General features: G+C 69.2%; 21 protein-coding genes. 9 read left to right on the forward strand and 12 right to left on the reverse strand.

The window, feature by feature from the left end; all coding sequences use genetic code 11:
* Window positions 1–225 precede the first annotated feature (225 nt).
* The 4 genes from DMO17_RS04315 to speA all read left to right on the forward strand — a co-directional run bounded on the left by DMO17_RS04315 (window position 226) and on the right by speA (window position 4,490).
* On the forward strand, window positions 226–1,296 hold the full coding sequence (locus DMO17_RS04315) for a DUF2333 family protein (protein ID WP_110681078.1): 1,071 nt from the start codon (window positions 226–228) through the stop codon (window positions 1,294–1,296).
* Complete coding sequence (locus DMO17_RS04320) at window positions 1,296–1,832, forward strand: NUDIX hydrolase (protein WP_110681079.1); 537 nt, start codon at window positions 1,296–1,298, stop codon at window positions 1,830–1,832. Before DMO17_RS04315 ends, DMO17_RS04320 begins: the two co-directional genes overlap by 1 nt.
* A 252-nt stretch (window positions 1,833–2,084) precedes the next feature.
* The gene (locus DMO17_RS04325) at window positions 2,085–2,456 is read left to right on the forward strand and encodes a translation initiation factor Sui1 (RefSeq protein WP_110681080.1); all 372 of its coding nucleotides are present in this window, start codon (window positions 2,085–2,087) and stop codon (window positions 2,454–2,456) included.
* Between the two features lie 120 nt (window positions 2,457–2,576).
* Window positions 2,577–4,490 carry an arginine decarboxylase gene (speA, locus tag DMO17_RS04330; protein WP_110681081.1) on the forward strand — a complete coding sequence of 638 codons (1,914 nt, stop codon included), beginning with the start codon at window positions 2,577–2,579 and terminating at the stop codon, window positions 4,488–4,490.
* Between the two features lie 126 nt (window positions 4,491–4,616).
* On the opposite strand, the gene DMO17_RS04335 is transcribed toward speA, so the two are convergent.
* From DMO17_RS04335 to DMO17_RS04345, 3 genes are read right to left on the reverse strand one after another with little or no spacing between them, the layout of a single operon-like run.
* On the reverse strand, window positions 4,617–5,075 hold the full coding sequence (locus DMO17_RS04335; protein WP_110681082.1) for a DUF2214 family protein: 459 nt from the start codon (window positions 5,073–5,075) through the stop codon (window positions 4,617–4,619).
* Window positions 5,076–5,084: 9 nt separating this feature from the next.
* Entirely contained in the window at window positions 5,085–6,119 is a 1,035-nt protein-coding gene (locus DMO17_RS04340; protein WP_110681083.1) for a GGDEF domain-containing protein, read from the reverse strand.
* Window positions 6,120–6,131: 12 nt separating this feature from the next.
* Window positions 6,132–7,478, reverse strand: coding sequence for an MATE family efflux transporter (locus DMO17_RS04345; protein WP_110681084.1), 1,347 nt, complete (start codon window positions 7,476–7,478; stop codon window positions 6,132–6,134).
* Window positions 7,479–7,640: 162 nt separating this feature from the next.
* On the opposite strand from DMO17_RS04345, the gene DMO17_RS04350 reads away from it, so the two are divergent.
* From DMO17_RS04350 to DMO17_RS04360, 3 genes are all read left to right on the forward strand, one after another.
* Window positions 7,641–8,105, forward strand: coding sequence for an aminoacyl-tRNA deacylase (locus DMO17_RS04350; protein ID WP_110681085.1), 465 nt, complete (start codon window positions 7,641–7,643; stop codon window positions 8,103–8,105).
* Window positions 8,106–8,189: 84 nt separating this feature from the next.
* A complete protein-coding gene (locus DMO17_RS04355; RefSeq protein WP_110681086.1) occupies window positions 8,190–13,094 on the forward strand; it encodes an alpha-2-macroglobulin family protein in 4,905 nt (1,634 codons plus the stop codon).
* A gap of 115 nt (window positions 13,095–13,209) precedes the next feature.
* Window positions 13,210–13,737 (forward strand): REP-associated tyrosine transposase, encoded by a 528-nt coding sequence (locus tag DMO17_RS04360; protein WP_110681087.1) that lies wholly within the window; start codon window positions 13,210–13,212, stop codon window positions 13,735–13,737.
* Window positions 13,738–13,839: 102 nt separating this feature from the next.
* Here DMO17_RS04360 and DMO17_RS04365 read toward each other — a convergent pair whose 3' ends face one another.
* Window positions 13,840–14,130: a hypothetical protein gene (locus DMO17_RS04365; protein ID WP_375538001.1), complete on the reverse strand. Its 291-nt coding sequence runs from the start codon at window positions 14,128–14,130 to the stop codon at window positions 13,840–13,842.
* 80 nt (window positions 14,131–14,210) lie between these two features.
* Here DMO17_RS04365 and pbpC point away from each other — a divergent pair, with 80 nt between their 5' ends.
* Window positions 14,211–16,532: a peptidoglycan glycosyltransferase PbpC gene (gene pbpC, locus DMO17_RS04370; RefSeq protein ID WP_110681089.1), complete on the forward strand. Its 2,322-nt coding sequence runs from the start codon at window positions 14,211–14,213 to the stop codon at window positions 16,530–16,532.
* A gap of 7 nt (window positions 16,533–16,539) precedes the next feature.
* Here pbpC and DMO17_RS20175 read toward each other — a convergent pair whose 3' ends face one another.
* The 8 genes from DMO17_RS20175 to DMO17_RS04410 form a co-directional block, all read right to left on the reverse strand.
* Window positions 16,540–18,498, reverse strand: coding sequence for a HAMP domain-containing methyl-accepting chemotaxis protein (locus DMO17_RS20175; RefSeq protein WP_110681372.1), 1,959 nt, complete (start codon window positions 18,496–18,498; stop codon window positions 16,540–16,542).
* Window positions 18,499–18,608: 110 nt separating this feature from the next.
* Window positions 18,609–19,733, reverse strand: a complete 1,125-nt coding sequence (locus DMO17_RS04380) for a GGDEF domain-containing protein (RefSeq protein ID WP_110681090.1) — start codon at window positions 19,731–19,733, stop codon at window positions 18,609–18,611.
* An 84-nt stretch (window positions 19,734–19,817) separates the two neighbouring features.
* Window positions 19,818–20,261 (reverse strand): DMT family transporter, encoded by a 444-nt coding sequence (locus tag DMO17_RS04385; protein ID WP_110681091.1) that lies wholly within the window; start codon window positions 20,259–20,261, stop codon window positions 19,818–19,820.
* A 56-nt stretch (window positions 20,262–20,317) separates the two neighbouring features.
* Entirely contained in the window at window positions 20,318–20,806 is a 489-nt protein-coding gene (locus DMO17_RS04390) for a GNAT family N-acetyltransferase (protein WP_110681092.1), read from the reverse strand.
* On the reverse strand, window positions 20,803–21,351 hold the full coding sequence (locus DMO17_RS04395) for a DUF4136 domain-containing protein (protein ID WP_110681093.1): 549 nt from the start codon (window positions 21,349–21,351) through the stop codon (window positions 20,803–20,805). Before DMO17_RS04395 ends, DMO17_RS04390 begins: the two co-directional genes overlap by 4 nt.
* 63 nt (window positions 21,352–21,414) lie before the next feature.
* Window positions 21,415–22,008, reverse strand: a complete 594-nt coding sequence (locus tag DMO17_RS04400; protein ID WP_110681374.1) for a DUF4136 domain-containing protein — start codon at window positions 22,006–22,008, stop codon at window positions 21,415–21,417.
* Between the two features lie 103 nt (window positions 22,009–22,111).
* On the reverse strand, window positions 22,112–22,774 hold the full coding sequence (locus DMO17_RS04405; protein ID WP_110681094.1) for a TetR/AcrR family transcriptional regulator: 663 nt from the start codon (window positions 22,772–22,774) through the stop codon (window positions 22,112–22,114).
* A 219-nt stretch (window positions 22,775–22,993) separates the two neighbouring features.
* Entirely contained in the window at window positions 22,994–23,914 is a 921-nt protein-coding gene (locus tag DMO17_RS04410; protein ID WP_110681095.1) for a LysR family transcriptional regulator, read from the reverse strand.
* A 109-nt stretch (window positions 23,915–24,023) separates the two neighbouring features.
* Between DMO17_RS04410 and aptA the strand changes: the two genes are divergently transcribed.
* Window positions 24,024–25,370 carry an omega-aminotransferase AptA gene (gene aptA, locus DMO17_RS04415; protein ID WP_110681096.1) on the forward strand — a complete coding sequence of 449 codons (1,347 nt, stop codon included), beginning with the start codon at window positions 24,024–24,026 and terminating at the stop codon, window positions 25,368–25,370.
* Window positions 25,371–25,400: the final 30 nt, after the last annotated feature.

Raw genomic sequence — 25,400 nt, forward strand, 5'->3', positions numbered from 1 at the left:
CAGGCCTCGAGTGCGGCGTGATGGCGTCATGCTACCACTGGTTATTATCTGTACGACAACCATCGATCATCTGGCGCCGGTTTTCCAGCATTTGGCCGAATCAGCCGCATGTACAACCTATGAGACCATTCCGACACTGCTTCCGATCCGAGCTTCACTTATAGTGCTGTCGAGGAATCGGCCGCAGCAAGAGCGGACGACGGGTGCAAGCTAAGGACCAAGATCATGCTGGACTGGAAGAATCGCGCGGGCGAGCTGCGTGACAACCTCGGAGACTCGGTTGATGGCGTGCGCAGCTACGCACGCGGTGGCTGGCTGGGCAAGACGCTGGGCAGCCTGCTCGGCCTCTACCTGCTCGCCGCCCTGCTGGTCGGCTGGTACTGGAGCCAGGAGCCTGAGCTGTTCCCGGTGCAGCAGCATGCCCAGGCCGCGGCCGAGCAGGCCCAGCGCAAGCTGGTCAGCGGCTACACCACGGTGGAGACCCTCAAGCAGGTGTCCGAGACCCTGCTGAGCAAGCCCGGCGGCTACCTGTCCAACGACATCGCCCCGCCCGGCCTGTGGCTGGACAACATGCCGGCCTGGGAATACGGCGTGCTGGTGCAGGTGCGCGACCTGTCGCGAGCGCTGCGCAAGGACTTCGCCCGCTCGCAGTCGCAGTCCACCGAGGACCCCAACCTGGCCAAGGCCGAGCCGCGCTTCAACTTCGACAACAAGTCCTGGGCCCTGCCGGCCTCCGAGGCCGAGTACGCCGAGGGCATCAAGTCGCTGGACCGCTACCTGGCCGCCCTGGCTGACCCGGGCCAGCCCAAGGCGCAGTTCTATACCCGTGCCGACAACCTCAACAACTGGCTGGGCGACGTCGCCACCCGCCTCGGTTCGCTGTCCCAGCGCCTGTCCGCCAGCGTCGGCCGGGTACGCCTGAACACCGACGTGGGCGAGGGCCAGGCCGCGCCCGTGGGCGAGAGCCTGCCGGTGCGCGAGGAGGAGGTGAAGACCCCCTGGCTGCAGATCGACAACGTGTTCTACGAGGCCCGTGGCCAGGCCTGGGCGCTGTCGCACATCCTGCGCGCCATCGAGGTGGACTTCGCCGACGTGCTGGCGAAGAAGAACGCCACCGTCAGCGTGCGGCAGATCATCCGCGAGCTGGAGGCGGCCCAGGAGCCGCTGTGGAGCCCGATGGTGCTCAACGGCAGCGGCTACGGGGTGCTGGCCAACCATTCGCTGGTGATGGCCAACTACATCTCCCGCGCCAACGCCGCGATCATCGACCTGCGCACCCTGCTGAGCCAGGGCTGATGGCCATCAGCGCGCGCGAGGCGGCGCACCGGGCCGCCTCCGACGCCGAGCGCATCGCCTGGGTCGACGAGCAGGACAACCTGCTCGGCGGCCTGCCACGTGCCGAGCTGCGCGAACGCGGGCTGATCGGGCGCGGCACCTTCATCCTGCTGTTCAATTCCGCGGGCCTGCTGTGTGTGCACCGGCGTACCCTGAGCAAGGCGATCTACCCCGGCTACTGGGATGTGGCGGCCGGCGGCATGGTCGGTGAAGGCGAGAGCTATGCCGAGTCCGCCGCCCGCGAGCTGCACGAGGAGCTGGGTATCGCCGGCGTGGCCCTGCACGAGCACGGGCGCTTCTTCTTCGATGTGCCGGGCAATCGCCTGTGGTGCGCGGTGTATGCGGCCGTCTCCGACGCGCCGCTGCGCCTGCAGCCGGAGGAGGTGCTGGAGGCACGCTTCATCGCCCCGCAGCAGGCGCTGGAGGAGGCGCTGGGCAAGCCCTACTGCCCGGACTCGCTGCAGGCCTTGCGGCTGTACCTGGCCGCCCGGGCCTGAGCCGCCGCGGCCCGCGCCGGGCCTGGTTTTGTGCAGTATTTCCGTGCGCGGCGTGCGCGATGCCGCACGAGGTCGCCAATCCGTCGATCAATGGCGCAATTTCGCACTTAGCATCCCGGCCTTTTGCCCTTACACTGCGCCACCTTTCCAAGCCAGGCGCCATGCCTGGTTGCGCTGCCCCTGCCTGAGTGGGGCTTCGCGGTCGGTTGCCTGCCGGCCAGTCGCTATCCTGACCCCTACGAGGAAAAGCCGGTGGTCAAGAAAGCTTCGTCGTTCTCCGCCCTGGGCGGTCTCGTCTATTCCACCGATGCCGGTCGGCACTGCCCCGACTGTGGCCAGCCCGTGGCCGCCTGCATCTGCAAGCAGAGCCGGATTCCCGAAGGCGACGGCATCGCCCGCGTGCGCCGCGAGACCAAGGGCCGTGGCGGCAAGACCGTTACCACCGTTACCGGCGTGCCGCTGGCCGAAGCCGAGCTGAAGGAGCTGGCCAGCGCCCTGAAGAAGCGTTGCGGCTGCGGCGGCGGGCTCAAGGACGGCGTCATCGAGATCCAGGGCGACATGGTCGAGCTGCTCCTCGAAGAGCTGGCCAAGCGCGGCTTCAAGGCCAAGAAATCCGGCGGCTGAGCCGGGGTTTCCTAAACTTCCCCGAGAGCGGTGCGCTGCAGGCACCGGCAATCGTCACATCCATGCTCTATACCAGGCTGCCCATGGGCGGCACTTTTCCCTCGCCAACAGGAGACCTCGATGGCCGCAAGACGCACCCGCAAAGACGATGGCAGCCAATGGACAGTCGCGGACAGCCGCAGCGTGTATGGCATTCGCCACTGGGGCGCCGGCTTCTTCTCGATCAACGACGCCGGCCGTGTCGAGGTGCGTCCCAACGGCCCGGACAGCGCGCCGATCGACCTCTACGCCCAGCTCGACGGCCTGCGTGAGAGCGGCCTGTCGCTGCCGCTGCTGGTGCGTTTCCCGGACATCCTGCAGTCGCGCGTGCGCCAGCTGACCAGCGCCTTCGACGCCGCCATCGAGCGCCTCGAGTACGGCAGCCGCTACACCGCCCTGTACCCGATCAAGGTCAACCAGCAGGAAGCGGTGGTGGAGAACATCATCGCCACCCAGGACGTCTCCATCGGCCTGGAGGCCGGCTCCAAGCCCGAGCTGATGGCCGTGCTGGCGCTGGCGCCGAAGGGCGGCACCATCGTCTGCAACGGCTACAAGGACCGCGAGTTCATCCGCCTGGCGCTGATGGGGCAGAAGCTCGGCCACAACGTGTTCATCGTGATCGAGAAGGAATCCGAGGTGCAGTTCGTCATCGAGGAGGCGGCCAGGATCAAGGTCACCCCGCAGGTCGGCCTGCGCGTGCGCCTGTCCTCGCTGGCCTCCTCGAAGTGGGCCGACACCGGCGGCGAGAAGTCCAAGTTCGGCCTGTCCGCCGCGCAGATCCTCGCCGTGGTCGAGCGTCTCAAGCAGGCCAAGCTGGATCAGGGTATCCGCCTGCTGCACTTCCACATGGGCTCGCAGATCGCCAACATCGCCGACTACCGCAAGGGCTTCCGCGAGGCCATCCGCTACTACGGCGAGCTGCGTGCCCTCGGCCTGCCGGTGGACCACATCGACGTCGGCGGCGGCCTCGGCGTGGACTACGACGGCACCCACTCGCGCAACGCCAGCTCGATCAACTACGACATGGAGGACTACGCCGCCACCGTGGTCGACATGCTCAAGGAGTTCTGCGACCGCCAGGACATTCCCCATCCGCACATCTTCTCCGAGAGCGGCCGGGCGATGACCGCGCACCACGCCGTGCTGGTGGTGCAGGTCACCGACGTGGAGCGGCACAACGACGAGGTGCCGCGCATCGACGCCAGCGTCGAGCAGCCGGAAGTGCTGCAGGTGCTGATCGAGCTGCTCGAGGACAGCGATCCGGAGATGGTCGCCGAGACCTACTGGCGCGCCACCCACTACATCGAGGAAGTGGCCGCGCAGTATTCCGCCGGCAAGCTCAACCTGGCGCAGAAGGCCCTGGCCGAGCAGTGCTACTTCGCCATCTGCCGGCGCCTGCACAACCAGCTCAAGGCGCGCCAGCGTTCGCACCGCGCGGTGCTCGACGAGCTCAACGACAAGCTGGCGGACAAGTACATCTGCAACTTCTCGGTGTTCCAGAGCCTGCCGGACACCTGGGCCATCGGCCAGATCCTGCCGATCCTGCCGCTGACCCGCCTGGACGAGGAGCCGCTGCGCCGCGCCGTGCTGCAGGACCTGACCTGCGACTCGGACGGCAAGATCAAGCAGTACGTCGACGAGCAGTCGATCGAGACCAGCCTGCCGGTGCACGAGGTGCGCGAGGGCGAGGACTACGTGCTCGGCGTGTTCCTGGTCGGCGCCTACCAGGAGATCCTCGGCGACATGCACAACCTGTTCGGCGACACCGACTCGGTGAATATCTACCAGCGCCCGGACGGCAGCGTGTTCCACACCGGTATCGAGACCCACGACACCATCGAGGACATGCTGCGCTACGTGCACCTGTCGCCCGAGGAACTGATGACCTACTACCGCGACAAGGTGGCCGGCGCCAAGCTCACCGCCAACGAGCGGGCCCAGTACCTGGATGCACTGCGCCTGGGCCTCACCCGTTCGTCCTACCTGGCGACCTGAGCCAGCGGCAGCTCCTGCGCGTGAACGAAAAAGCCCGGCATTCGCCGGGCTTTTCTCTGCACGGTAGCCCGGATGCAATCCGGGACAGGCGCCCCCGGATTGCATCCGGGCTACATGGGGTAAGTGCTAGCCGCCGGAGTAACCGACCCCACGCGCCATCAGGCTGGCCAGGAAGGGCAGGCAGAGCAGCAGGAGCAGCTCGATGCGGATCACCCACAGGGTGCGCCGGGCCGTGGCCGGGCTGATGCTCGGCGCCTTGCCGGCCAGCAGCTCGTTGCGCCAGCCGAAGAAGGTCAGGGTCGGCACGATCGACAGCAGGCCGATCAGCAGGAACAGGCCGACCTTGGCGTGGAACAGCCCGTTGTGCAGGTAGTAGTCCAGACCCTTGCCGTACCACAGCACCCGCACCAGGCCGGTGGCCAGCACCAGGCCGGCGCTGATGCCGTAGGCGATGTCGATGCGTTGCAGGCGGCGGGCGGTGGCGGCGTCCAGTTCGGCCTTGAACAGCACGTGCTCGCTGGTGAGCAGGGCGAACAGCACGAAGATCGACAGGTAGTGCAGGCTGGCGGCGATGGCGTCGGCCATGGGGGCTCCTCAGGTGGTGGGATCGGCATGGACCGTACGGTTGCGGCCCTGTTGCTTGGCCTGGTAGAGGGCGCGGTCGGCGCGCTCCAGCAGTTCGGCCTGCAGCTCGCCCGGGCAGGCCAGGGCGGTGCCCAGGCTGGTGGTCATCGGGTGCTGGAGCGCGCCGATGCTCATCGGCTGGTCGGCGATGGTATGGCGCACGCGCTCGGCGATCAGACTCAGCTCGTGCTCGTCATGTACCGCCACCAGGGCGACGAACTCCTCGCCGCCCAGGCGCACCAGCAGATCGTTCGGGCGTAGCGCCGCGGCCATGCGCCGGGCGCTCTGCCACAGCACCTGGTCGCCACCGGCATGGCCGAACTGGTCGTTGACCTGCTTGAAATGGTCGAGGTCGATGTAGATGGCGCCCAGGCTCAGGCCGGCGGCCAGGGCACTGGCCTGTTCGCGGGCGAAGAACTGGTCGAGGGCGGCACGGTTCCACAGTTGGGTCAGGGCGTCGATCAATGCTTTGCGCTGCTCGCGGTTGACCGCCTGGCGCAGCTGCTGGGCCTGCTGGCCCATGCTGCGCAGCTGCAGGTAGCCCTCGGCCAGGGTGGCCAGGTCGCGCAGGCGCAAGCGCTCCTGCTGGCTCAGCCCGCGCGGCTGGGGATTCAGCATGCACAGGGTGCCGATCGGCTGGTTATCGTGGAACAGCGGCTGGCCGGCGTAGAAGCGGATGAAGGGCGGTCCGGTGACCACCGGATTGTCGGCGAAGCGCGGGTCCTGCCGCGCATCCTCCACCACCAGCGGACTGCGCTGGGCCACGGCGTGGCCGCAGAAGGAGATGTCGCGCGGGGTCTCGGTCAGCTCCAGGCCGATACGTGCCTTGAACCACTGGCGGTCGTGGTCGATCAGGCTGACCAGCACGGTCTCTACCCCGAACAGCTCGCGGGTCAGGCGTACCAGGGTGTCGAGGTATATCTCGGCAGGTGTATCGACCAGCTCCAGGTCGTCCAGGGCGCGCTGGCGCAGGTGTTCATCGGCAGGGCAGGGGGCAGGCAGCATATCCATCTCCGCTCAGTGTAGGGGGGCCAGCCAGGCATCTTGCCGGTGCAGGCGCCAGCCGAGAACGGCCAGGCTGAGCCCACGCATCAGCATAAAGCATAGGAGCGCCAGCCACAGGCCGTGGTTGCCCAGGTCGCGCAGCAGCCAGCCGAGGGCCAGGCCCAGGGCCACGCTGACCAGCATGGCATTGCGCATCTCGCGGGCTCGGGTGGCGCCGATGAACAGGCCGTCGAGCAGGTAGCTCCACACCGCCACCAGCGGCAGGGCGGCCAGGTAGGGCAGGTACTGGTAGGCCACCGCGCGCACGGCGGCGATGTCGCTCTGCAGCTCGACGAACAGCCGGCCGCCGAGCAGGAACAGCAGGGCGAACAGCAGGCTGCCGAGCAGCGACCAGCCGCCGGCCACCACCAGGGCGCGGCGCAGCGCCAGGCGGTCGCGCGCGCCGATGGCATGGCCGCACAGCGCCTCCACCGCGTGGGCCAGGCCGTCGAGGGCAAAGGCGGCGAGCAGCAGGCCGTTGAGCAGCAGGGCGTTGGCCGCCACCGTGGCGTCGCCCAGGCGGGTGCCCTGCACGGTGATGAGGAAGAACACCAGGTGCAGGGCCAGGGTGCGGATCAGGATGTCGCGGTTCACCGCCAGCAGCGCGCGCCAGCTGTGCCACTGGCGCAGCGCCGCACGGTCGATCCGCCCGGGGTGGCGCTCGAGGGTGCGCCAGGCGAGGAACAGGCCGAGCAGGGCACCGCACCATTCGGCCAGCACCGAGGCGCGCGCCGAGCCGAGCACGCCCCAGTCCAGGCCGAGGACGAACCACAGGTTGAGGGCGACGTTGAGCAGGTTGGTGGTCAGCATCACCGCCAGTGCCCCGCGCGCGCTCTGCGTACCGAGCAGCCAGCCGATCAGCGCGGCCACCGCCAGAGTCGCCGGCAGGCCCAGCAGGCGCTCGTGGAAAAAGGCGCGGGTCAGCGCGTCGAGCTGCGCCGAGGGGCGCATCAGCTGCAGCGCCAGGTCGCTCAGGGGGATGGCCAGCAGGCCGACCAGCAGGGCGATCAGCCCGGCCAGGGCCAGGCTCTGCAGCAGCACCTGGCGCAGCGCGGCGCCGTCGCCGCGGCCCACCGCCTGGGCGGCGAACCCGGTGGCGCTCATGCGCAGGATGCCGAACACCCCCACCAGCATGGCGTACAGGCTGCCGCCCACGGCCACCGCACCGAGCTGGTGGGCGTGCGGCAAATGGCCGATCACCGCCGTATCCACCAGCGCCACCAGGGGCACCGAGAGGTTGGACAGGATCATCGGCGCGGCCAGCGCCCAGACCCGCCTGTGGGTCGGGGCATGGCGCCAGGCGGCGAGCAGTGCGGGCATGGGCGATTCCGGCAAAAGGCCGATTATAGGCGCGTAGGCATAGCGCAAAGCCATCTAACGCACTGCCTCGGATAGTCGCAAGTGCAAGGCCGGGCCCGCGCCGCGCCGGCTAGACTGCAAGCAACGGAGGGCCGCAGCAGGTCGCGGCCGAGGAGGTGCAGCATGCGCATGGCCGAAACCCTGGCCCGCAGCCTGAAGCGGGCCGACTGTCATTACGATCTGGTCGAACACGATCATTCCGCCACCAGCCTGGAGTCGGCGCGCAAGGCGCGCATCCCGGCCGAGCGCATGGCCAAGTCGGTGGTACTCGACGACCGCCGTGGCCACTACCTGATGGCCGTGCTGCCGGCCAACCGCCTGCTCGACCTGAACAAGGTGCACAAGGGCCCCTGGCGCTGGCAGCTGACCCGCGAGCAGAACCTCGGCAGCCTGTTCAAGGACTGCGAACGCGGCGCCATCCCGGCCATCGGCGAAGCCTACGGTATGGGCATGCTGATCGACCCGGCGCTGGCGCGACAGGCCGACATCTATCTGGAGGCCGGTGACCACGAGAGCCTGGTGCGTCTGCCGATCGAGGACTTCTTCCGCCTGGCGCCGAATGCCCAGCTCTGTGAGCTGAGCCAGTAGCGAACTGCGTGGCGGTTCCTCGAAGGTGGTGGTCGGCTCGGCTATAGTGCTGAGCTTCCCACCTCACTCTTCCGAGAGTCTGCCATGCATTGCAAAGGATTGTTTCTGGCCGTCGCGCTCGCGCTGCTGAGCGCCTGCGATTCCTCCACCCCCGATACCCCGGCGCCCGCCACCAGCCCCGCCGCCACGCAGGATGCGGCGCGGCCGGCGGTGGACCAGGCGGCACTGGCCAAGCGCTACGCCGGCCGCGAGCTGAGCGTGGCCGATGCCTCGGAAATACAGCTGGACGGCGCCAGCACCCTGTCGGTGAGCTTCAGCGTGCCGCTGGACCCGGACCAGGACTTCGCCAGCAAGCTGCACCTGGTCGACAAGAAGAGCGGCAAGGTCGACGGCGCCTGGGAGCTGTCGGACAACCTGATGGAGCTGCGCCTGCGCCACCTGGAACCGCGGCGCAGCCTGGTGCTGTCGGTCGACCCCGGCCTGCGTGCGATCAACGGCAGCGAACTGGCCGCCGAGTACAGTGCCACCCTCGACACCCGCGACCTGCAGCCCACGGTCGGCTTCGCCAGCCGTGGCTCGCTGCTGCCGACCCGCCTGGCCGAGGGCCTGCCGGTGATCGCGCTGAACGTCGACAAGGTCAACGTCGAGTTCTTCCGCATCAAGCAGGAGGCCCTGCCCAGCTTCCTCGCCCAGTGGGGGCGCAACGCCAACCTCGACACCTGGCAGTCGCGCGAGCTGCTGCCGATGGCCGAGCTGGTCTATGGCGGGCGCTTCGACCTCAATCCGGCGCGCAACACCCGCGAGACCCTGCTGTTGCCGATCGCCGGCCTGGAGCCGTTCAAGCAGCCCGGCGTGTACCTGGCGGTGATGCGCCAGGCCGGTACCTACAACTATTCGCAGCCGGCGACCCTGTTCACCTTGAGCGACATCGGCCTGTCGGTGCACCGCTACCACGGCCGCCTGGACGCCTTCGCCCAGGCCCTGGAAGGCGGCAAGGCGCTGGAGGGCGTGCAAGTCGAACTGCTCGGCGACAAGGGCCAGGTGCTGGCCAGCGCCGAGACCGACGACAGCGGCCATGCCGAGCTGCCATTGCCGGACAAGGCCACCCTGGTGCTGGCCCGCCAGGGCGAGCAGACCAGCCTGCTCAACCTCGGCAGCCCGGCCCTTGACCTGGCCGAGTTCGACATCACCGGCCCGCTGGCCAACCCGCTGCAGTTCTTCGTGTTCGGCCCGCGCGACCTGTATCGCCCCGGCGAGCTGGTGCTGCTCAACGCCCTGCTGCGCGATGCCGACGGCCGCGCGGTGCAGCCGCAGCCGGTCAACGTGGAAGTGCGCCGGCCGGACGAGCAGGTCAGCCGCAAGTTCGTCTGGGAGCCCGGCGCGGGCGGCCTCTACCAATACAAACTGCAACTGGCCGGCGAGGCGCCGACCGGACGCTGGCAGCTGCTGTTCGACTTCGGCGGCGGTCGTCGCCAGGTCTACGAATTCCTGGTCGAGGACTTCCTCCCCGAGCGCCTGGCCCTGGAGCTGAAGGGCAGCGAGACGCCCATCGCGCCGAGCGACGAGGCGCGCTTTCAGGTCGAGGGGCGCTACCTCTACGGTGCGCCGGCCGCCGGCAACCGCCTCACCGGCCAGGTCTACGTGCGTCCGCTGCGCGAGGCGGTGGCGGCGCTGCCGGGCTACCAGTTCGGCTCGGTCACCGAGGAGGAGCTGAGCCAGGACCTGGAGCTGGAGGAGACCACCCTGGACGCCCAGGGCAAGGCCACGGTCGGCGTGGAGAACCGCTGGGCCGAGGCCAAGTCGCCGCTGCAACTGATCCTCCAGGCCAGCCTGCAGGAATCCGGCGGCCGCCCGATCACCCGCCGCCTGGTGCAGCCGGTGTGGCCGGCCGAGCGCCTGCCGGGCCTGCGCGGCCTGTACGACGGCGACAGCGTGGACGGCGACGGCCTGGCCGAGTTCGAGATCCTGCTGGCCGACCCGGCCGGCAACAAGCTGGCCAGCGACAACCTGCAGGTGCGCCTGATCCGCGAGCGCCGCGACTACTACTGGAGCTTCTCGGAGAGCGAGGGCTGGAACTACCACTACAACGAGAAGTTCCTCAACCTCGGCGAGGAGAGCATCCAGGTCGCCGCCGGCGGCACCGCCAAGGTCAGCTTCCCGGTGGAGTGGGGCCCCTATCGCGTCGAGGTGACCGACCCCCAGACCGGCCTCACCAGCAGCCTGCGCTTCTGGGCCGGCTACTCCTGGCAGGACAACACCGAGGGCGGTGCGGTGCGCCCGGACCAGGTCAAGCTGGCGCTGGACAAACCGGCCTACGGCGCCGGCGACACCGCCACGGTCACCGTCACCCCGCCGGCCGCCGGCAGCGGCTACCTGATGGTCGAGTCCAGCGACGGTCCGCTGTGGTGGCAGGAGATCGAGGTGCCGGCCGAGGGCAAGAGCTTCGACATCCCGCTGGCCGAGGAGTGGGCGCGCCATGACCTGTACGTCAGCGCCCTGGTCATCCGCCCCGGCGAGCGCCAGGCCGGCGCCACGCCCAAGCGTGCCGTGGGCCTGCTGCACCTGCCGTTCGACCGCGCGCCGCGTCAGCTGCAGGTCAACCTGACGGCGCCGGAAAAGATGCGCCCGCAGCAGCCGCTGAAGGTCAGGGTGCAGGCCAAGAATGCTGACGGCAGCCCGGCGCAGAAGGTCAACGTGCTGGTGGCGGCGGTGGATGTCGGCATCCTCAACATCACCGAATACCAGACCCCCGATCCCTTCGCCGAGCTGTTCGGCCGCAAGGCCTACGGCGTCGACCAGCTCGACGTCTACGGCCAGCTGATCGAGGCCGGCCAGGGTCGCCTGGCCAAGCTGGCCTTCGGTGGCGACGCGGCGCTGGCCAAGGGCGGCAAGCGTCCGGACACCAGCGTCACCATAGTCGCGCTGCAGAGCGTGCCGATCGAACTGAACGCCCAGGGCGAAGGCGACGTCAGCCTGGACATCCCCGACTTCAACGGCGAACTGCGCCTGATGGCCCAGGCCTGGACCGACGAGCGCTACGGCATGGGCGAGGGCAAGACGGTGGTGGCCGCGCCGCTGGTGGCCGAGCTGTCGGCACCGCGCTTCCTCGCCGGTGGCGACCAGACCAGCCTGGCCCTGGACCTGACCAACCTGTCCGGCGCCACGCAGCAGCTCGACGTGCAAGTCGAGGCCGAGGGCCAGCTGAGCCTGGTCGAGACCCCCGCCGGCTACAGCGCGCCGCTGCAGCTCGAGCAGGCCCAGCGCACCACCCTGCGCATCCCGGTGCGCGCCGCCGGCGGCTATGGCGCCGGCATCGTGCGGGTCAGGGTCAACGGCCTGAGCCTGCCGGGCGAGAACCTGCCGGCCTTCGCCCGCGAGTGGCGCATCGGCGTGCGTTCGGCCTGGCCGGCGCAGCAGCGGCACCTGCGCAGCGTGCTGCAGGGCGACAGCTGGCAGCTGCCGGCCGGCACCCTGGCGGCCTTCGAGCCGGCCGGGCGCGAGGCGCTGCTCAGCGTCTCCAGTCGCCCGCCGCTGAACCTGGCCGAGCAGATCCAGGCGCTCAGGGCCTACCCCTATGGCTGCCTGGAGCAGACCACCAGCGGCCTGTACCCCTCGCTCTACGCCGACGCGGCGACGCTGCAGAAGCTCGGCCTGGAGGGTGAGCCGGACGAGCAGCGGCGCCGCTCCATCGAGATCGGCATCGAGCGCCTGCTCGGCATGCAGCGCTACAACGGCAGCTTCGGCCTGTGGGGCTCGGATAGCGAGGAAGAGTACTGGCTGACCGCCTACGTCACCGACTTCCTCCTGCGCGCCCGCGAGCAGGGCTTCGCCGTGCCGCCGGAGGCCCTGGAGAAGGCCAGCCAGCGCCTGCTGCGCTACCTGCAGGATCGCCAGCTGGTCGACGCCGGCTACAGCGACAACCTCGACCACACCCGCTTCGCCGTGCAGGCCTACGCCGGCCTGGTGCTGGCGCGCAGTCAGCAGGCGCCGCTGGGCAGCCTGCGTGCGCTGTACGACCGCCGCGGCGACGCCAAGTCCGGCCTGCCACTGGTGCAGCTGGCCGTGGCCCTGCAGAAGATGGGCGACAAGCCGCGCGCCGACGAGGCCCTGGCGCTCGGCCTGGGCCTCGGTCGCCAGCGTCAGGAGTGGCTGGCCGACTACGGCAGCCCGCTGCGCGACCAGGCGCTGATCTACGCCCTGCTGGAGGAGCACGACCTGGCCGGCGGCAGCCGCGACCAGCTGCTGTTCGCCCTGGCCGAAGAGCGCGCCGTGCAGGACTACCTGTCGACCCAGGAGCGCAATGCCCTGTTCCTCGCCGGCCGCGGCCTGATCAAGACCCCGGAAAAGAGCTGGAACGCCGTGCTCGAAGCCGGCGGCCAGGTGCGCGAGCTGAGCAACGCGCAGCCGGCGGTCAAACTGGACGGCGCCAGCCTGAGCGAGCCGCTGAGCCTGAGCACCGGCTTCGCCGACAAGCTCTACCAGCAGCTGACCATCTCCGGCTACCCGACCCAGGCGCCGGCGGCGCGCGGCAACAACCTCAGCATCGAGCGCGGCTTCTACGGCCTCGACGGCCGCCCGCTGGACCTCGGCAACCTGGCCAGCGGCCAGCTGGTGCTGGTGCACCTGGCGGTGCGCGCCGAGGAGCGGGTGCCCGACGCCCTGGTGGTGGACCTGCTGCCGGCCGGCCTGGAGTTGGAAAACCAGAACCTGGCGCAGAGCGCTGCCAGCCTGGACGACGCCAGCAGCGCGGTGAAGGAGTGGCAGAAGGCGATGCAGAACGCTGCGATCAAGCACCAGGAGTTCCGCGACGACCGCTTCGTCGCCGCCGTCGACGTCAATGGCTACGACACCACCCATATGCTGTACCTGGCCCGCGCCGTCACCCCCGGCAGCTACCGGGTACCGCCGCCTCAGGTCGAGTCGATGTACCGCCCGGCGTGGAACGCGGTGGGGGCGGCGCCGGCGCAACTGGTGGTGAGGGAGCGCTGAATGGGTCTGCGTAGCCCGGATGTAATCCGGGGACGGAGCCGCCTGGTTCCCGGATTGCATCCGGGCTACGGCCGAGGATGAACTCTGAAGAACACCGGACAAGGAGGTCTGGTCGATGGTCAATTACCGGCGTGCCCGGATCGAGGGTGCTTGTTATTTTCTGACGCTGGCTCTGCAGGATCGAACCCAGGACTGTTTGGTACGGCATAGCGATGAACTTCGCGATGCAATAAGGCAGACCATTTGCGAGCGGCCGTTTCAGATACCTGCAACGGTGGTATTGCCCGATCACTTGCATCTGATGATGCAGTTGCCTAAGGGTGATGCCGATTTTTCCTGCAGAGTTCGCCGACTCAAATCGTTATTCGTTCGAGCTCTACGCGACAAGGGTTTTCCGGTGGCGCTTAACGAGCAAGGCGAGGCAAATGTCTGGCAGCGCCGTTTTTGGGAGCACTTGATACGTGATGAGGTGGATTTCGCCGTGCATGTGGATTACATCCATTCCAATCCGCTCAAGCATGGCTTGGTCAGTCGGGTATGCGACTGGCCGTTCTCCAGTTTTCATCGCTATGTGGCGCGGGGATTATTGCCGGTTGATTGGTGTGGGAACGGTGACGGACTGATAGCCCGCGCCGGAGAGTGAGTTCCTGCACGGATTACCGAGGCCGTAGCCCGGATGCAATCCGGGAGCGGAGTTGCCTGCTTCCCCGGATTTCATCCGGGCTACGGGTGCCTTGAGCGCAATTCAACTCACGATCAAACTCAACAACCACAACCCCAGCAACCCATAGACCACCATGCGCACGAAGGCCTTGCGCAGGCCGGCGCGGACGGCGGCGTAGAGCAGCAACAGGCCGCAGACCATGGCGACGATGCTGAGCAGGTCGACGTCGGTGCCCAGTGCGCTGGCCAGGCCGTCGAGGAAGCTGCGGCCGATGTCGGCGAACAGGCCGAAGAAGCCGCTGAGGGCGTCGACGATGAAACGGATCAGGGTGCCGAGGGCATGGCCCAGCCATTCGAAGAAGTCTTGGATCAAGGTATGAATATCCGCAGGGCCGGTAAGGGTTGCCGCGCAGCATGCCATAGCCGATGCCCCTCGCGCAGCGAGGGCCGGCGATGAAGCGCTGGCGGCGCAGGCTGGTGCTGCTGATCCTGCCGCTGGCCCTGCTGTGGCTGGCCGACCGCCTGTTCCCGCTGCCCTTGCCGGAGGACGGCCTGGCCCGCGTGGTGCTGGCCGAGGACGGCACGCCGCTGTGGCGCTTCGCCGATGCCGAAGGCGTATGGCGCTACCCGGTGGCCACGGACGAAGTCTCGCCTTACTACCTCGAGGCGCTGCTGACCTACGAGGACCGCTGGTTCCATGCCCATCCCGGGGTCAACCCGCTGGCCCTGGCCCGTGCTGCCTGGCAGAACCTCAGCGGCGGGCGCGTGGTGTCCGGCGGCAGCACCCTGTCGATGCAGGTGGCGCGCCTGCTCGACCCGCATCAGCGCAGCCTCGGCGGCAAGTTCAAGCAGCTGTGGCGCACCCTGCAGCTGGAGTGGCACCTGTCCAAGGACGAGATCCTCGCCCTCTACCTCAACCGCGCGCCCTTCGGCGGCACCCTGCAGGGGGTGGCGGCGGCCAGCTGGGCCTATCTGGGCAAGCCGCCGAGCCAGCTGACCCGCGCCGAGGCGGCGCTGCTCGCCGTGCTGCCGCAGGCACCCAGCCGGCTGCGCCCGGACCGCCACCCCGAGCGGGCCCAAGCCGCGCGCGACAAGGTGCTGCGCCGCCTGGATGCCTTCGGTGTATGGCCGCAGGCGGCGGTGCACGAGGCGCTGCAGGAACCGGTGCTGCTGGCGCCGCGCCAGGAGCCCAACCTGGCGCCGCTGCTGGCGCGGCGGCTGAACGGAGCGGGCAGCCCGCCGCTGATCCGCACCACCATCGACGCCAACCTGCAGCGGCGCCTGGAAGACCTGCTGCTGGGCTGGCGCGCGCGCCTGCCGGAACGCACCTCGGCGGCCATCCTGGTGGTCGACAGCGAGAGCATGGCGGTGCGCGCCTACCTCGGCTCGCTGGATGTCGGCGACGACAAGCGCTACGGCCATGTCGACATGATCCGCGCCCAGCGCTCGCCCGGCTCCACCCTCAAGCCCTTCCTCTACGGCCTGGCCATGGACGCCGGGCTGATCCACTCCGAGTCGCTGCTGCAGGACGTGCCGCGGCGCTACGGTGACTACCGGCCGGGCAACTTCGCCGCCGGCTTCATCGGCCCGGTGTCGGCCAGCGAGGCGCTGGCCACCTCGCTCAACCTGCCCGCCGTGCAGCTGCTGGAGGCCTACGGGCCCAAGCGCTTCGCCGGCGAGCTGCGCGGCGCCGGCGTGCCGCTGGCGCTGCCGGCCGGCGCCGAGCCGAACCTCGCGCTGATCCTCGGCGGCGCCGGCAGCCGCCTGGAGGAACTGCTGGCCGGCTACAGCGCCTTCGCCCGTGGCGGGGTGGCCGCCCGGCCACGCCTGCAGCCGCAGGACCTCCTGCACGAGCGGCGCCTGCTCTCGCCCGGCGCGGCCTGGGTGGTGCGGCGCATCCTCGCCGGGCAGGCGCGGCCGGACCGCGACCCGCGCGCCGAGCTGGTGCAGCGCCCCGTATTGGCCTGGAAGACCGGTACCAGCTACGGCTTTCGCGACGCCTGGGCCATCGGTGTCGGCCCGCGCCAGCTGATCGGGGTGTGGATCGGCCGCCCGGACGGCACCCCGGTGCCCGGCCAGTTCGGCCTGGCCTCGGCGGCGCCGCTGCTGTTGCAGGTGCACGATCTGCTGGTCAACCGCGACCGCCAGCGTGGCCTGGTGCCGCCGCCGCAGGAGGTGCCAGCGAGCATCGGCGTGGCCGCCATCTGCTGGCCGCTGGGCCAGGAGTTGCCGCGCGACGACCCCAACTGCCGGCGCCAGCGCTTCGCCTGGACCCTAGACGGCACCGTGCCGCCGACCCTGCAGGCGCTCGACCAGCCACTGGGCCTCGGCCTAAGCCAGCGGCTCTGGCTGGATGCACAGGGCCGGCAGGTGGCGGCCGGTTGCGCCGGCGCGTGGGAGGTGCAGGTGGCCCTGTGGCCGGCGCCGCTGGAGCCCTGGCTGCCGCGCCGCGAGCGGCGCGCCGCGCGCCTGCCGGCGATCTCCCCCAGCTGTCCGCCCGCACTGCCGCCACCGGCGGCGCCGCTGTCCATCGTCGGGGTGCGCGAGGGTGACCGCCTGCGCCGCCCGGCCGGCAATGCCGGGCCGCTGCGCCTGAGCCTCTCGGCCCTGGGCGGCAGCGGCACGCGCTGGTGGTTCCTCAATGGCGCGCCGCTGGGCGAGAGCCAGCCGGGCGAGAGCCTCGAGCAGAAGCTCGAGGCGACCGGGCTCTACCAGCTCAGCCTGCTCGACCAGAGCGGGGCGACGGCGCGGGTGGAGTTCCGCGTCGACGACTGAGCTCGCCTCAGGCCAGCTTGAAACGGTTGACCAGGGTCTGCAGCTCGCCACCCAGGCGCGCCAGGTCGACGCTGGCGGCCGAGGTTTCCTCGGTGGCCGCGGCCGACTGCTCGGCCACGTCGCGGATGCTGGACACGCTGCGGTTGATCTCCTCGGCCACCGAGCTCTGCTGTTCTGCGGCGGTGGCGATCTGCTGGTTCATCTGCTGGATATTCGACACCGCCAGGTTGATCGCCTGCAGCGCCTCGCCGGCCTGGCGGGCGGCGGTCACGGTGTCGCCGGCCTGCTCGCGGCTCTGGCCCATGGTCTGCACCGCGCCTTCGGCACCGCTCTGCAGGGTGCTGATCAGGCCCTCGATCTCGGCGGTCGATTCCTGGGTGCGACGTGCCAGCGCGCGTACCTCGTCGGCCACCACGGCGAAGCCGCGTCCGGCCTCGCCGGCGCGGGCCGCCTCGATGGCCGCATTGAGCGCCAGCAGGTTGGTCTGCTCGGCAATGCTCTTGATCACGTCGAGCACGGTGCCGATGTTGTTGCTGTCCTGCTTCAGGCGCTCGATGGAGCCGGCCGACTGCTCGATGCTCTGCGCCAGGTTCTCGATGCGGGCGATGGCCTGCTGCACGGTGTGGCTGCCCTGGGCCGCCTGGTAGTCGGCCTGCTCGGCGGAACCGGCGGCGGCCTCGGCGTTGCGCGCGACATCCTGCACGGTGGCGGTCATCTCGTTCATCGCCGTGGCCACCTGTTCGGTCTCCATGCGCTGCTGCGCGACCCCGGCGCTGGTCTGCTCGGTCACCGCGGACATTTCCTCCGCCGCCGTGGCCAGCTGCTCGATGCCGCTGCTCAGGCGGGTCAGCAGGTTGCGCAGGCTCTCGGTCATGGCCTGCATGGCCTGCATCAGCTGGCCCAGCTCGTCGCCCCGGCTCGTCTCGATGTTCTCCGACAGGTCGCCCTCGGCCACCTTGCGCGCCAGGCCGACCACCTGCTGCAGGGGGCGCACGATCAGCTGGGTGATCAGCAGGGCACAGGCCAGGCCGATGATGAAGGCGATCACGCTGGCGCTCAGCAGCAGGGCTTCGGCCTGGCTGGCTTCCTCCTCGAGTGTCTTCATCTGCAGGGCCAGGGAGTCGGCCGAGGCCTTGGCGACCAGGCGGGCGCGCTCGGTCATGTCGCTTTCGCTGCTATCGCGCTGCGCCACGGCCTGACGCAGGCGCTCGAAGTCGCCGCGGTAGGCGTCGAGCTGCTGCAGGGCGGCATCGATGTCGGCACGCGCGGCCGGGTCGTCCAGCTGGGCGCGCAGTTCCTGGCCGAGCTGCTGCAGGCCGTCGAACTGGCTCTGCAGGCGCTGGGCATGTTCGGCCGCGCCGCTGATGATGAAGTTCTTCTCGTGGCGCCGGGCGTCGAGCATCTGCCGGGCCAGGGTGCTGGCCTGGTTGGCGAATTCCAGGGTGCGGATGCTGTTCTCGTCGCCGCTCTGGCGGATCTGCTCGACGGCGACCTGGTTCAGGCGCTGCTCCAGCTCGTCGAACTGCACCAGGGCCTCACGGGCGGCCTTCTCCATGGCGGCCTGTGCTTCACGATTACCGGAACTGGCGCGTTCCAGGGCCTGCAGCTGCTGGCGGTAGGCGGTCGCCTCGGTGCGGATCGCCTGCATCAGCGCGATGGTTTCCGGGCGGCTCATCACCGCCAGGCTCTCGTCCACCAGACGGTCGATCTCGTCGATGGCCTTGAGCGCCTCGCGCAGGTACTTGTCATCGCCGCGCAGGATGAAGTTCTTCTCGTCCTGGCGGGCATGGGCCAGGGTGCTGTCGATCTGGTTGACCCGCAGCAACACGTCGAAGCGCCACAGGGTGCTTTCCAGCGCCCTCTGGCTGGTCAGGGCTACGCCCAGGGTGATCAGCAGCACCAGGCCGAACCCGCATAGGAGCTTCTTGCGGACGCTGAGGTCGAGCAGGAGGGTCTTGAGCACGATGTATTCCTCTGAAACCAACTGAGCCGGATGATGGCAAATTAATGGCGTCAGAGGATTGTACAGTTGTCGCAGAGTATTGCTAGCGTGTTTGTATAACTTTTGTACAAGAATCAGGGGGCCGCTAGAACCAACCTGTCACGTCCCTCGGCCTTGGCCCGGTACAGCGCATCATCGACCCGCTTGAAGAAGGATTCGGCGCTGTCGTCGCCGGGCTCCAGGCAGCCGACGCCGAGGCTGGTGGTCAGCGGCAGGCTCTGGCCCTGCAGCTCGAAGCCGTCGGCGGCGAGTTCGCGGCGGAACTGTTCGGCCAGCTCGCGGGCCTGCTCCAGTGCGGTGCCCGGCATCAGCACGCCGAATTCCTCGCCACCCAGGCGCAGCAGGGCGTCGCTGTCGCGGCGGAACACCTGGCGCATGCGCTCGGCGAAGGCGCTCAGGCAGGCGTCGCCGCTGCTGTGGCCGTACTGGTCGTTGATGCGCTTGAAGAAGTCGATGTCCAGCAGCACCAGCGACAGCGGAGTGCCCTGGCGCCGGGCGCCGGCGACCATGGCCGGGAACAGGCTGTTGAACTGCAGGCGGTTGCCCAGCTGGGTCAGGCTGTCGGTACGGCTGAGCTGCTCGTAGCGCTCGCGCTGGTCGAGCAGCTGCTGTTCCAGGTCGAGGGTCGCGTGGTACTCGCGGTGGCTGCGGTTGAGGGCCAGCAGCAGGTAGGCCAGGTAGAAGGCCAGGGTCACCAGCAGGGCCTCCTGGGTCGCCCAGTGCAGCGCCAGCACGACCAGGCCGGGCAGGTAGATCAGGAAGATGGCGGCCACGCAGCGCTGCTTGCGCATGGGGAAGTTGAAGGCCATGGCGGTGCTGAAGGCCACGGTGCTGAGGGTGGCGATCAGCCGCGACGGCTCGAACTGCGGGTGCCACAGGGCCCAGGCGTGGGCCAGGCCCCAGCTCAGGCAGGTGGCATGGATCAGCAGCCAGTGACGGTCGATCCACTGGCCGAGGCTGGTCGCGTTGTCCTGGCTGGGCAGCCGGTGCAGCCAGCGCAGGGCCAGCAGCAGGGCGAACAGGGCGGCGCCGAGCGAGCCGAACAGGGTCATGTCCGCCGGGGTGCTGCTGAAGCCCCAGGTCAGCAGCCAGGCCAGCAGGTAGAAGATGCCGCCGAGGCGGGTGCGCACGCGCATGTCCTGGCTTTCGCGCCAGAGGGCGAAGTGGGCGGAGAGATGAGGGCGTGCGTCGGGAGCCATGCGCTGTGATCACAAAATCGGCTGATCGTCAGCATAACGTCGACTCGCGGCAAAGTGCCAGCACTCCGTCGCCTGGCCTCCTGTTCAGCCGCGGCGGATCATCCAGACCCCGCCGATGATCAGCGCCAGGCCGGCGATCTTGCCCAGGGTGATGGGCGCCTCGCGAAAGCCCGCCCAGCCGTTGTGGTCGAGCAGCAGGGCCATGCCCAGCTGGCCGGCCAGCACCAGCACGGTGAACAGCAGGGCGCCGATGCGCGGCCCGGCGAAGGCCGCGGTGACGATGAAGAAGGCGCCGAGCAGGCCGCCGCTCCAGTGCCACCAGTTCAGCCCCTTGAACGCGGCCAGGCCGGAGACCTCGCGCTGCGCCAGGACGATGATCAGCAGCGCGGCGGTGCCGACCAGGAAGGACACCAGGGCGGCGGCCATGACGCTGGACAGATGCTTGGCCAGTTGGCCGTTGATGCCGGCCTGCAGCGGCATGATGGCGCCGGCGAGCAGGGGCAGGGCGAGTAGCCACCAGTTGGGCATGGAGGTCTCCGGGCAAATCGTGGGGGCGGCATTATGCCTTTTTGCTGTCCCTTCGGTCAGCTTTGCAGGGGCTTGGCGAACTGCGCCAGGGCCACCCGGCGCTGGCCGCGCTGACGCTCGACCAGGCCCGTCAGGCGATAGCCCAGGCCGGCATAGAGCAGCAGGCCGGCGCTGTTGTCGTTGAAGCAGGAAACCCGCAGTTCGCGGGCGGCAAAGTCGCGCCGGGCCAGCTGCTCCATCACTCCGACCAGGTACTGGGCCACGCCCTGGCCGCGCGCCCAGGGCGCGATCATCAGGTTGCCCAGGGCGCAGTAGTCGCCGGCGACGCTCTGGTAGAAGTTGGCGAAGCCGGCCGGGCGGCCGTCGAGCAGGGCCAGGGTGCTGGCCTGGCGTTCGGCGCAGGCAGCGGCCAGCTGTTCGCGGGTCAGCGGCCAGTGGGCGCGGGGGAAGGCGAAGAACAGCTCGTCGGCGTTGCGCACGAACTGCACCACCTGATCGAGGTCGGCGTCGGTGGCCGGGCGATGGCCGAGCAGGCGGTCGTTCATTGCGGCGGATACTGGCCGATGATCTCGGCCACCCTGGCACGCAGGGCCGCCTCGCGCTCGGCTGGGCTCTCCGGCGCCGGACGCAGCACCTGTTCGGCGCTGCCACGCCAGACCAGCTTGCCATCGCGGCCGTCGAGCAGGTCGATCTGCAGGGTGCTCACGCGGTAGTCCAGGGTGCGCGTCTCGGTGTGCACCGGGCCGCCCCAGGGATCGCCCCAGTGGCCGCCGTAATGGGTGCTGACCTGGTCCTGGCGCTGCTCGACGATCAGCCAGGCCTGTACCTTGAGGTCCGCCATAGCGCCGGCCTGGGCCGGGCGCAGGCCGCGCTGCTCGAGCTGCTCGGCGATGGCCTGGCGCAGGCGCTGCTCGGTGAGGTCGCTGCGGATGCGTGGGTCGTCCGGGCGGTACTGCAGGGCCGGCTCCTGCCAGGTCCAGCTGCGGTAGGCGGCGAAATCACGGTGCTGGTCGTAGTCGCGCTCGACCCGGGCCGTCTGGCAGGCGGCCAGGAGCAGCAGGGCGGGCAGCAGGAGCAGGCGGGCGAACATGGTGCAACCTCCGGGGCAGAACCCCTATCGAACCCCAGGCGGCGGCGTTCGGCAAGCGCCGTTTCAGTTCGGCGGGTAGGCGCCGAGGGCATCTTCCACCGCGCGGCGCAGGGCCTCGGCGCGCTCGCCCTGGCTGCCTTCGCTGCGTGCCTCGGCGCCGCCGCTCCACAGCGGCTGGCCACTGGCGCCGTCGTACAGGTCGATGCGCACTACCGCCACCTCCACCTCGTAGGTGCGTACCAGCGGCACGCTGCCGTACAGGCCGTAGTGGTCGCCGTAGGGGCCGTGGCCGTAGTAGCTGCCGTAGTCGTCGCGCACCTGGTACTGGCGCCGCTCCAGGTGCAGGCTGGCACCGACCTGCAGGTCGGCGGCCTTACCGGCACGGGCCGGGCGCAGGCCGCGCTGGTCGAGGCCGGCGCCCACCACCTCGGCCAGCAGCGCGCCATCGGCCCAGGCGCTGCCGGCCGGCGGCTCGCGCCAGGTCCAGTTGCGGTAGCGCGCGTAGTCGCGCGGCGCGGCCGGGTAGGCGCTGCGGTCGATATGGCTGGCCGCCTCGGGCGGTGCCGGCGGCAGCGGCTGGCCTTCGGCGCGGTAGGGGTTGGGGCTCTGGCAGGCGGCGAGCAGCAGGGCCAGGGCCGGCGGGAGCAGGGCTTTCATGCGCGGGTCCGGGAGCATGGCGAAGTCTCCTCAGGGTAGCGCGGATGGCGGGCGTGGGGGAGGGCGGCCGCCCGGCGCGCCGTCGCGCGCCGGGCCGGCGAGGTCAGCCGCGGGCCGGCGGGGTGAGGCCGCAGCCCTTGAGGATGATGCGCTCGAGGTTGTCGGCGGCTTCCTCGAAGTCAGCCTTCTTCAGGCTGTTCTTGCCGGTGAACAGGCAGATCTGGCTGGCGAAGTCGGCGTAGTGCTGGGTGCTGCCCCAGAGCAGGAAGATCAGGTGCACCGGGTCGATCGGGTCCATCTTGCCGGCGTCGATCCAGGCCTGGAACACCCCGGCGCGCTGGCGGAACCACTCGCGGTAGTCCTGGTTGTAGTGGGCGGTCAGGTACTGGCCGCCGCTGATCACTTCCATGGCGAAGATGCGCGAGGCCAGCGGCTGGGTGCGCGAGTACTCGATCTTGGCGCGGATGTAGCGCGACAGCGCCTGGGCCGGGTCGTCGTCTGCGCTCAGGCTGCTGAAGGTGGCGTCCCACTGGTCGAGGATGTTGTTCAGTACGGCGATGTACAGGCCCAGCTTGCTGCTGAAGTAGTAGTGCAGGTTGGCCTTGGGCAGCCCCACCGCCTGGGCGATGCTGTTCATGCTGGTGCCCTTGTAGCCGTGGCGGGCGAACTCCACCTCGGCGGCGGCGATGATGGCTTTTTCGTTCTTCTGGCGGATGCGTCCGGCGGGTTTGCCGGCGCTGGGAGCAGGGGAGGAAACAGCTGACATCTGAGGGGTCCGTACTGATGATCGGTTTTGTGTGCGAACTGATACCCCAGCGCGGGTCACGAAACAACCCTCGGGCGTCAAAAACGTGTGTTGTTCAGACGAAGCTGCCCGTCAGCTCGGTAAAACCCCCTATTGGGTGTCAGAAAAACGTCGAAAAGGCGCAGTCTGGCTCGCTGGAAAAATGGCGAAAAGCCTGATGGCACGGGCGTTCCAGCTTGCTCAGCCGGTCTTCGCCAGTGCCTCCAGGAAGGTCTCCAGCACCAGCTGCGGGCGCCGCCCCTTGCGCGTCACCGAGGCCAGGGTCAGGTCGTAGAAGCGGCTGGCCGGCTTGAGCACGCGCAGGCGGCCCTGCTGCACCCACTGCTGGGCATAGTGGTCCGGCAGGTAGCCGATGTAGCGCCCGGTGAGGATGAGGAAGGCCATGCCCTCGCGGTCCGAGGCGCTGGCCGTGCAGTTGAGCACCTGGTAGCGCGCCTGCACGTCCGGCGGCAGGCGGAAGGTCGGGGCGATGGCGTCCTGGGCGTTGAGGCGGGTGTCGGACAGCTGGCCGTCGTCCACATAGAAGAGGGGATGGCCCACCGCGCAGTACAGCAGCGAGCGCTCGCCATACAGCGGCTGGTACTCCAGGCCGGACAGGCTGTGGCTCTGCGGCACCACGCCGACGTGCAGGCTGCCGTCCAGCACGCCCTGTTCCACCTCCGAGGGCGGCGTCATGCGGATCTGGATGCGCACGTCCGGGCCCAGCTCCTTGAGCCGCGCCAACGCGTGGGTGATGCGCATGTGCGGCACGGTGACCAGGTTGTCGGTCAGGCCGATGTGCAGCTCGCCGCGCAGCTCGCGGTGCAGGCCGTTGACGTTGTTGCGGAAGCTCTCCAGTGCGCCGAACAGCTGCAGCGACGACTGGTACACCTCGCGGCCCTCCTCGGTCAGGGCGAAGCCGGCGCGGCCGCGCTGGCACAGGCGCAGGCCCAGGCGCTGCTCGAGGTCGCTCATCTGCTGGCTGATCGCCGAGCGGCCGATGCCCAGCACGCTCTCGGCGGCGGAGAAACCGCCGCACTCGACCACGCTGCGGAACAGGCGCAGCAGGCGGATATCGAAGTCGCTGACCTGGGCCAGGGGGTCGGAACGGCGGCTGCTCATATGTTTAGTCCGGGCTGAACTTAAAGTGCGAATATTTGGATTTTCGTGACTTTATGCCCGTGGCACCTTCTCTGGCAACAAGACCACAGTGCCGCTCTGGAGAGCCACGATGAACATGCCGCAGACTGCCACCCCGTCCCTGGCCAGCCAGCTCAAGCTGGATGCCCACTGGATGCCGTTCTCCGCCAACCGCAACTTCAAGCGCGACCCGCGCCTGATCGTCGGTGCCGACGGCAACCACTTCATCGACGACAAGGGCCGCCGCGTGTTCGACAGCCTGTCCGGCCTGTGGACCTGTGGCGCCGGCCACAACCGCAAGGAAATCCAGGAGGTCGTGGCCAAGCAGCTCGGCACCCTCGACTACGCGCCGGGCTTCCAGTACGGCCATCCGCTGTCCTTCCGCCTGGCCGAGCAGATCGCCGAGCTGACCCCGGCCGGCCTCGACCACGTGTTCTACACCGACTCCGGCTCCGAGTGCGCCGACACCTCGGTGAAGATGGCGCGCGCCTACTGGCGCCTGAAGGGCCAGCCGAGCAAGACCAAGTTCATCGGCCGCGCCCGTGGCTACCACGGCGTCAACATCGCCGGCACCAGCCTCGGCGGCATCGGCGGCAACCGCAAGATGTTCGGCCAGATGATGGACGCCGACCACCTGCCGCACACCCTGCAGCCGCACCTGGCCTACACCAAGGGCATGGCCGAGACCGGCGGCGTGGAGCTGGCCAACGAGCTGCTCAAGCTGATCGAACTGCACGACGCTTCCAACATCGCTGCCGTGATCGTCGAGCCGATGTCCGGCTCGGCCGGCGTCATCGTGCCGCCGCAGGGCTACCTGCAGCGCCTGCGCGAAATCTGCACCCAGCACAACATTCTGCTGATCTTCGACGAAGTGATCACCGCCTACGGCCGTATGGGCAAATGGACCGGTGCCGAGTACTTCGGCGTCACCCCGGACATCATGAATACCGCCAAGCAGGTCACCAACGGTGCCATCCCGCTGGGCGCGGTGATCGCCAGCAAGGAGATCTACGACACCTTCATGCAGCAGGCCACCCCGGAGCACATGGTCGAGTTCGGCCACGGCTACACCTACTCCGGCCACCCGGTCGCCTGCGCCGCCGGCCTGGCCACCCTGGAGCTGCTCAAGCGTGACCACCTGATCGAACAGTCCGCCGCCCTGGCGCCGGTGTTCGAGGAGAAGCTGCACAGTCTCAAGGGCAGCAAGCACGTGATCGACATCCGCAACTGCGGCCTGGCCGGCGCCATCCAGCTGGCCCCGCGCGACGGCGACGCGGTGATCCGCCCGTTCGAGGCCGGCATCAAGCTGTGGAACGCCGGCTTCTACGTGCGCTTTGGTGGCGACACCCTGCAGTTCGGCCCGACCTTCAATACCCAGCCCGAGCAGCTGGACGCCCTGTTCAACGCCGTCGGCGATGTGCTGAACAAGCTGGATTGACGCTTTACCTCCCCTCTCCCATTCATGGGA

Source organism: Aquipseudomonas alcaligenes (genome assembly GCF_003205495.1).
In the GTDB taxonomy this organism is placed as follows: domain Bacteria; phylum Pseudomonadota; class Gammaproteobacteria; order Pseudomonadales; family Pseudomonadaceae; genus Aquipseudomonas; species Aquipseudomonas alcaligenes_B.

Coding starts and splice junctions, on each gene's coding strand:
- DMO17_RS04315 (WP_110681078.1), top strand. CDS start 226: ATGCTGGACTGGAAGAATCGCGCGGGCGAGCTGCGTGACAACCTCGGA.
- DMO17_RS04320 (WP_110681079.1), top strand. CDS start 1,296: ATGGCCATCAGCGCGCGCGAGGCGGCGCACCGGGCCGCCTCCGACGCC.
- speA (WP_110681081.1), top strand. CDS start 2,577: ATGGCCGCAAGACGCACCCGCAAAGACGATGGCAGCCAATGGACAGTC.
- DMO17_RS04335 (WP_110681082.1), bottom strand. CDS start 5,075: ATGGCCGACGCCATCGCCGCCAGCCTGCACTACCTGTCGATCTTCGTG.
- DMO17_RS04340 (WP_110681083.1), bottom strand. CDS start 6,119: ATGCTGCCTGCCCCCTGCCCTGCCGATGAACACCTGCGCCAGCGCGCC.
- DMO17_RS04345 (WP_110681084.1), bottom strand. CDS start 7,478: ATGCCCGCACTGCTCGCCGCCTGGCGCCATGCCCCGACCCACAGGCGG.
- DMO17_RS04350 (WP_110681085.1), top strand. CDS start 7,641: ATGCGCATGGCCGAAACCCTGGCCCGCAGCCTGAAGCGGGCCGACTGT.
- DMO17_RS04355 (WP_110681086.1), top strand. CDS start 8,190: ATGCATTGCAAAGGATTGTTTCTGGCCGTCGCGCTCGCGCTGCTGAGC.
- DMO17_RS04360 (WP_110681087.1), top strand. CDS start 13,210: ATGGTCAATTACCGGCGTGCCCGGATCGAGGGTGCTTGTTATTTTCTG.
- pbpC (WP_110681089.1), top strand. CDS start 14,211: ATGAAGCGCTGGCGGCGCAGGCTGGTGCTGCTGATCCTGCCGCTGGCC.
- DMO17_RS04380 (WP_110681090.1), bottom strand. CDS start 19,733: ATGGCTCCCGACGCACGCCCTCATCTCTCCGCCCACTTCGCCCTCTGG.
- DMO17_RS04385 (WP_110681091.1), bottom strand. CDS start 20,261: ATGCCCAACTGGTGGCTACTCGCCCTGCCCCTGCTCGCCGGCGCCATC.
- DMO17_RS04390 (WP_110681092.1), bottom strand. CDS start 20,806: ATGAACGACCGCCTGCTCGGCCATCGCCCGGCCACCGACGCCGACCTC.
- DMO17_RS04395 (WP_110681093.1), bottom strand. CDS start 21,351: ATGTTCGCCCGCCTGCTCCTGCTGCCCGCCCTGCTGCTCCTGGCCGCC.
- DMO17_RS04400 (WP_110681374.1), bottom strand. CDS start 22,008: ATGAAAGCCCTGCTCCCGCCGGCCCTGGCCCTGCTGCTCGCCGCCTGC.
- DMO17_RS04405 (WP_110681094.1), bottom strand. CDS start 22,774: ATGTCAGCTGTTTCCTCCCCTGCTCCCAGCGCCGGCAAACCCGCCGGA.
- DMO17_RS04410 (WP_110681095.1), bottom strand. CDS start 23,914: ATGAGCAGCCGCCGTTCCGACCCCCTGGCCCAGGTCAGCGACTTCGAT.
- aptA (WP_110681096.1), top strand. CDS start 24,024: ATGAACATGCCGCAGACTGCCACCCCGTCCCTGGCCAGCCAGCTCAAG.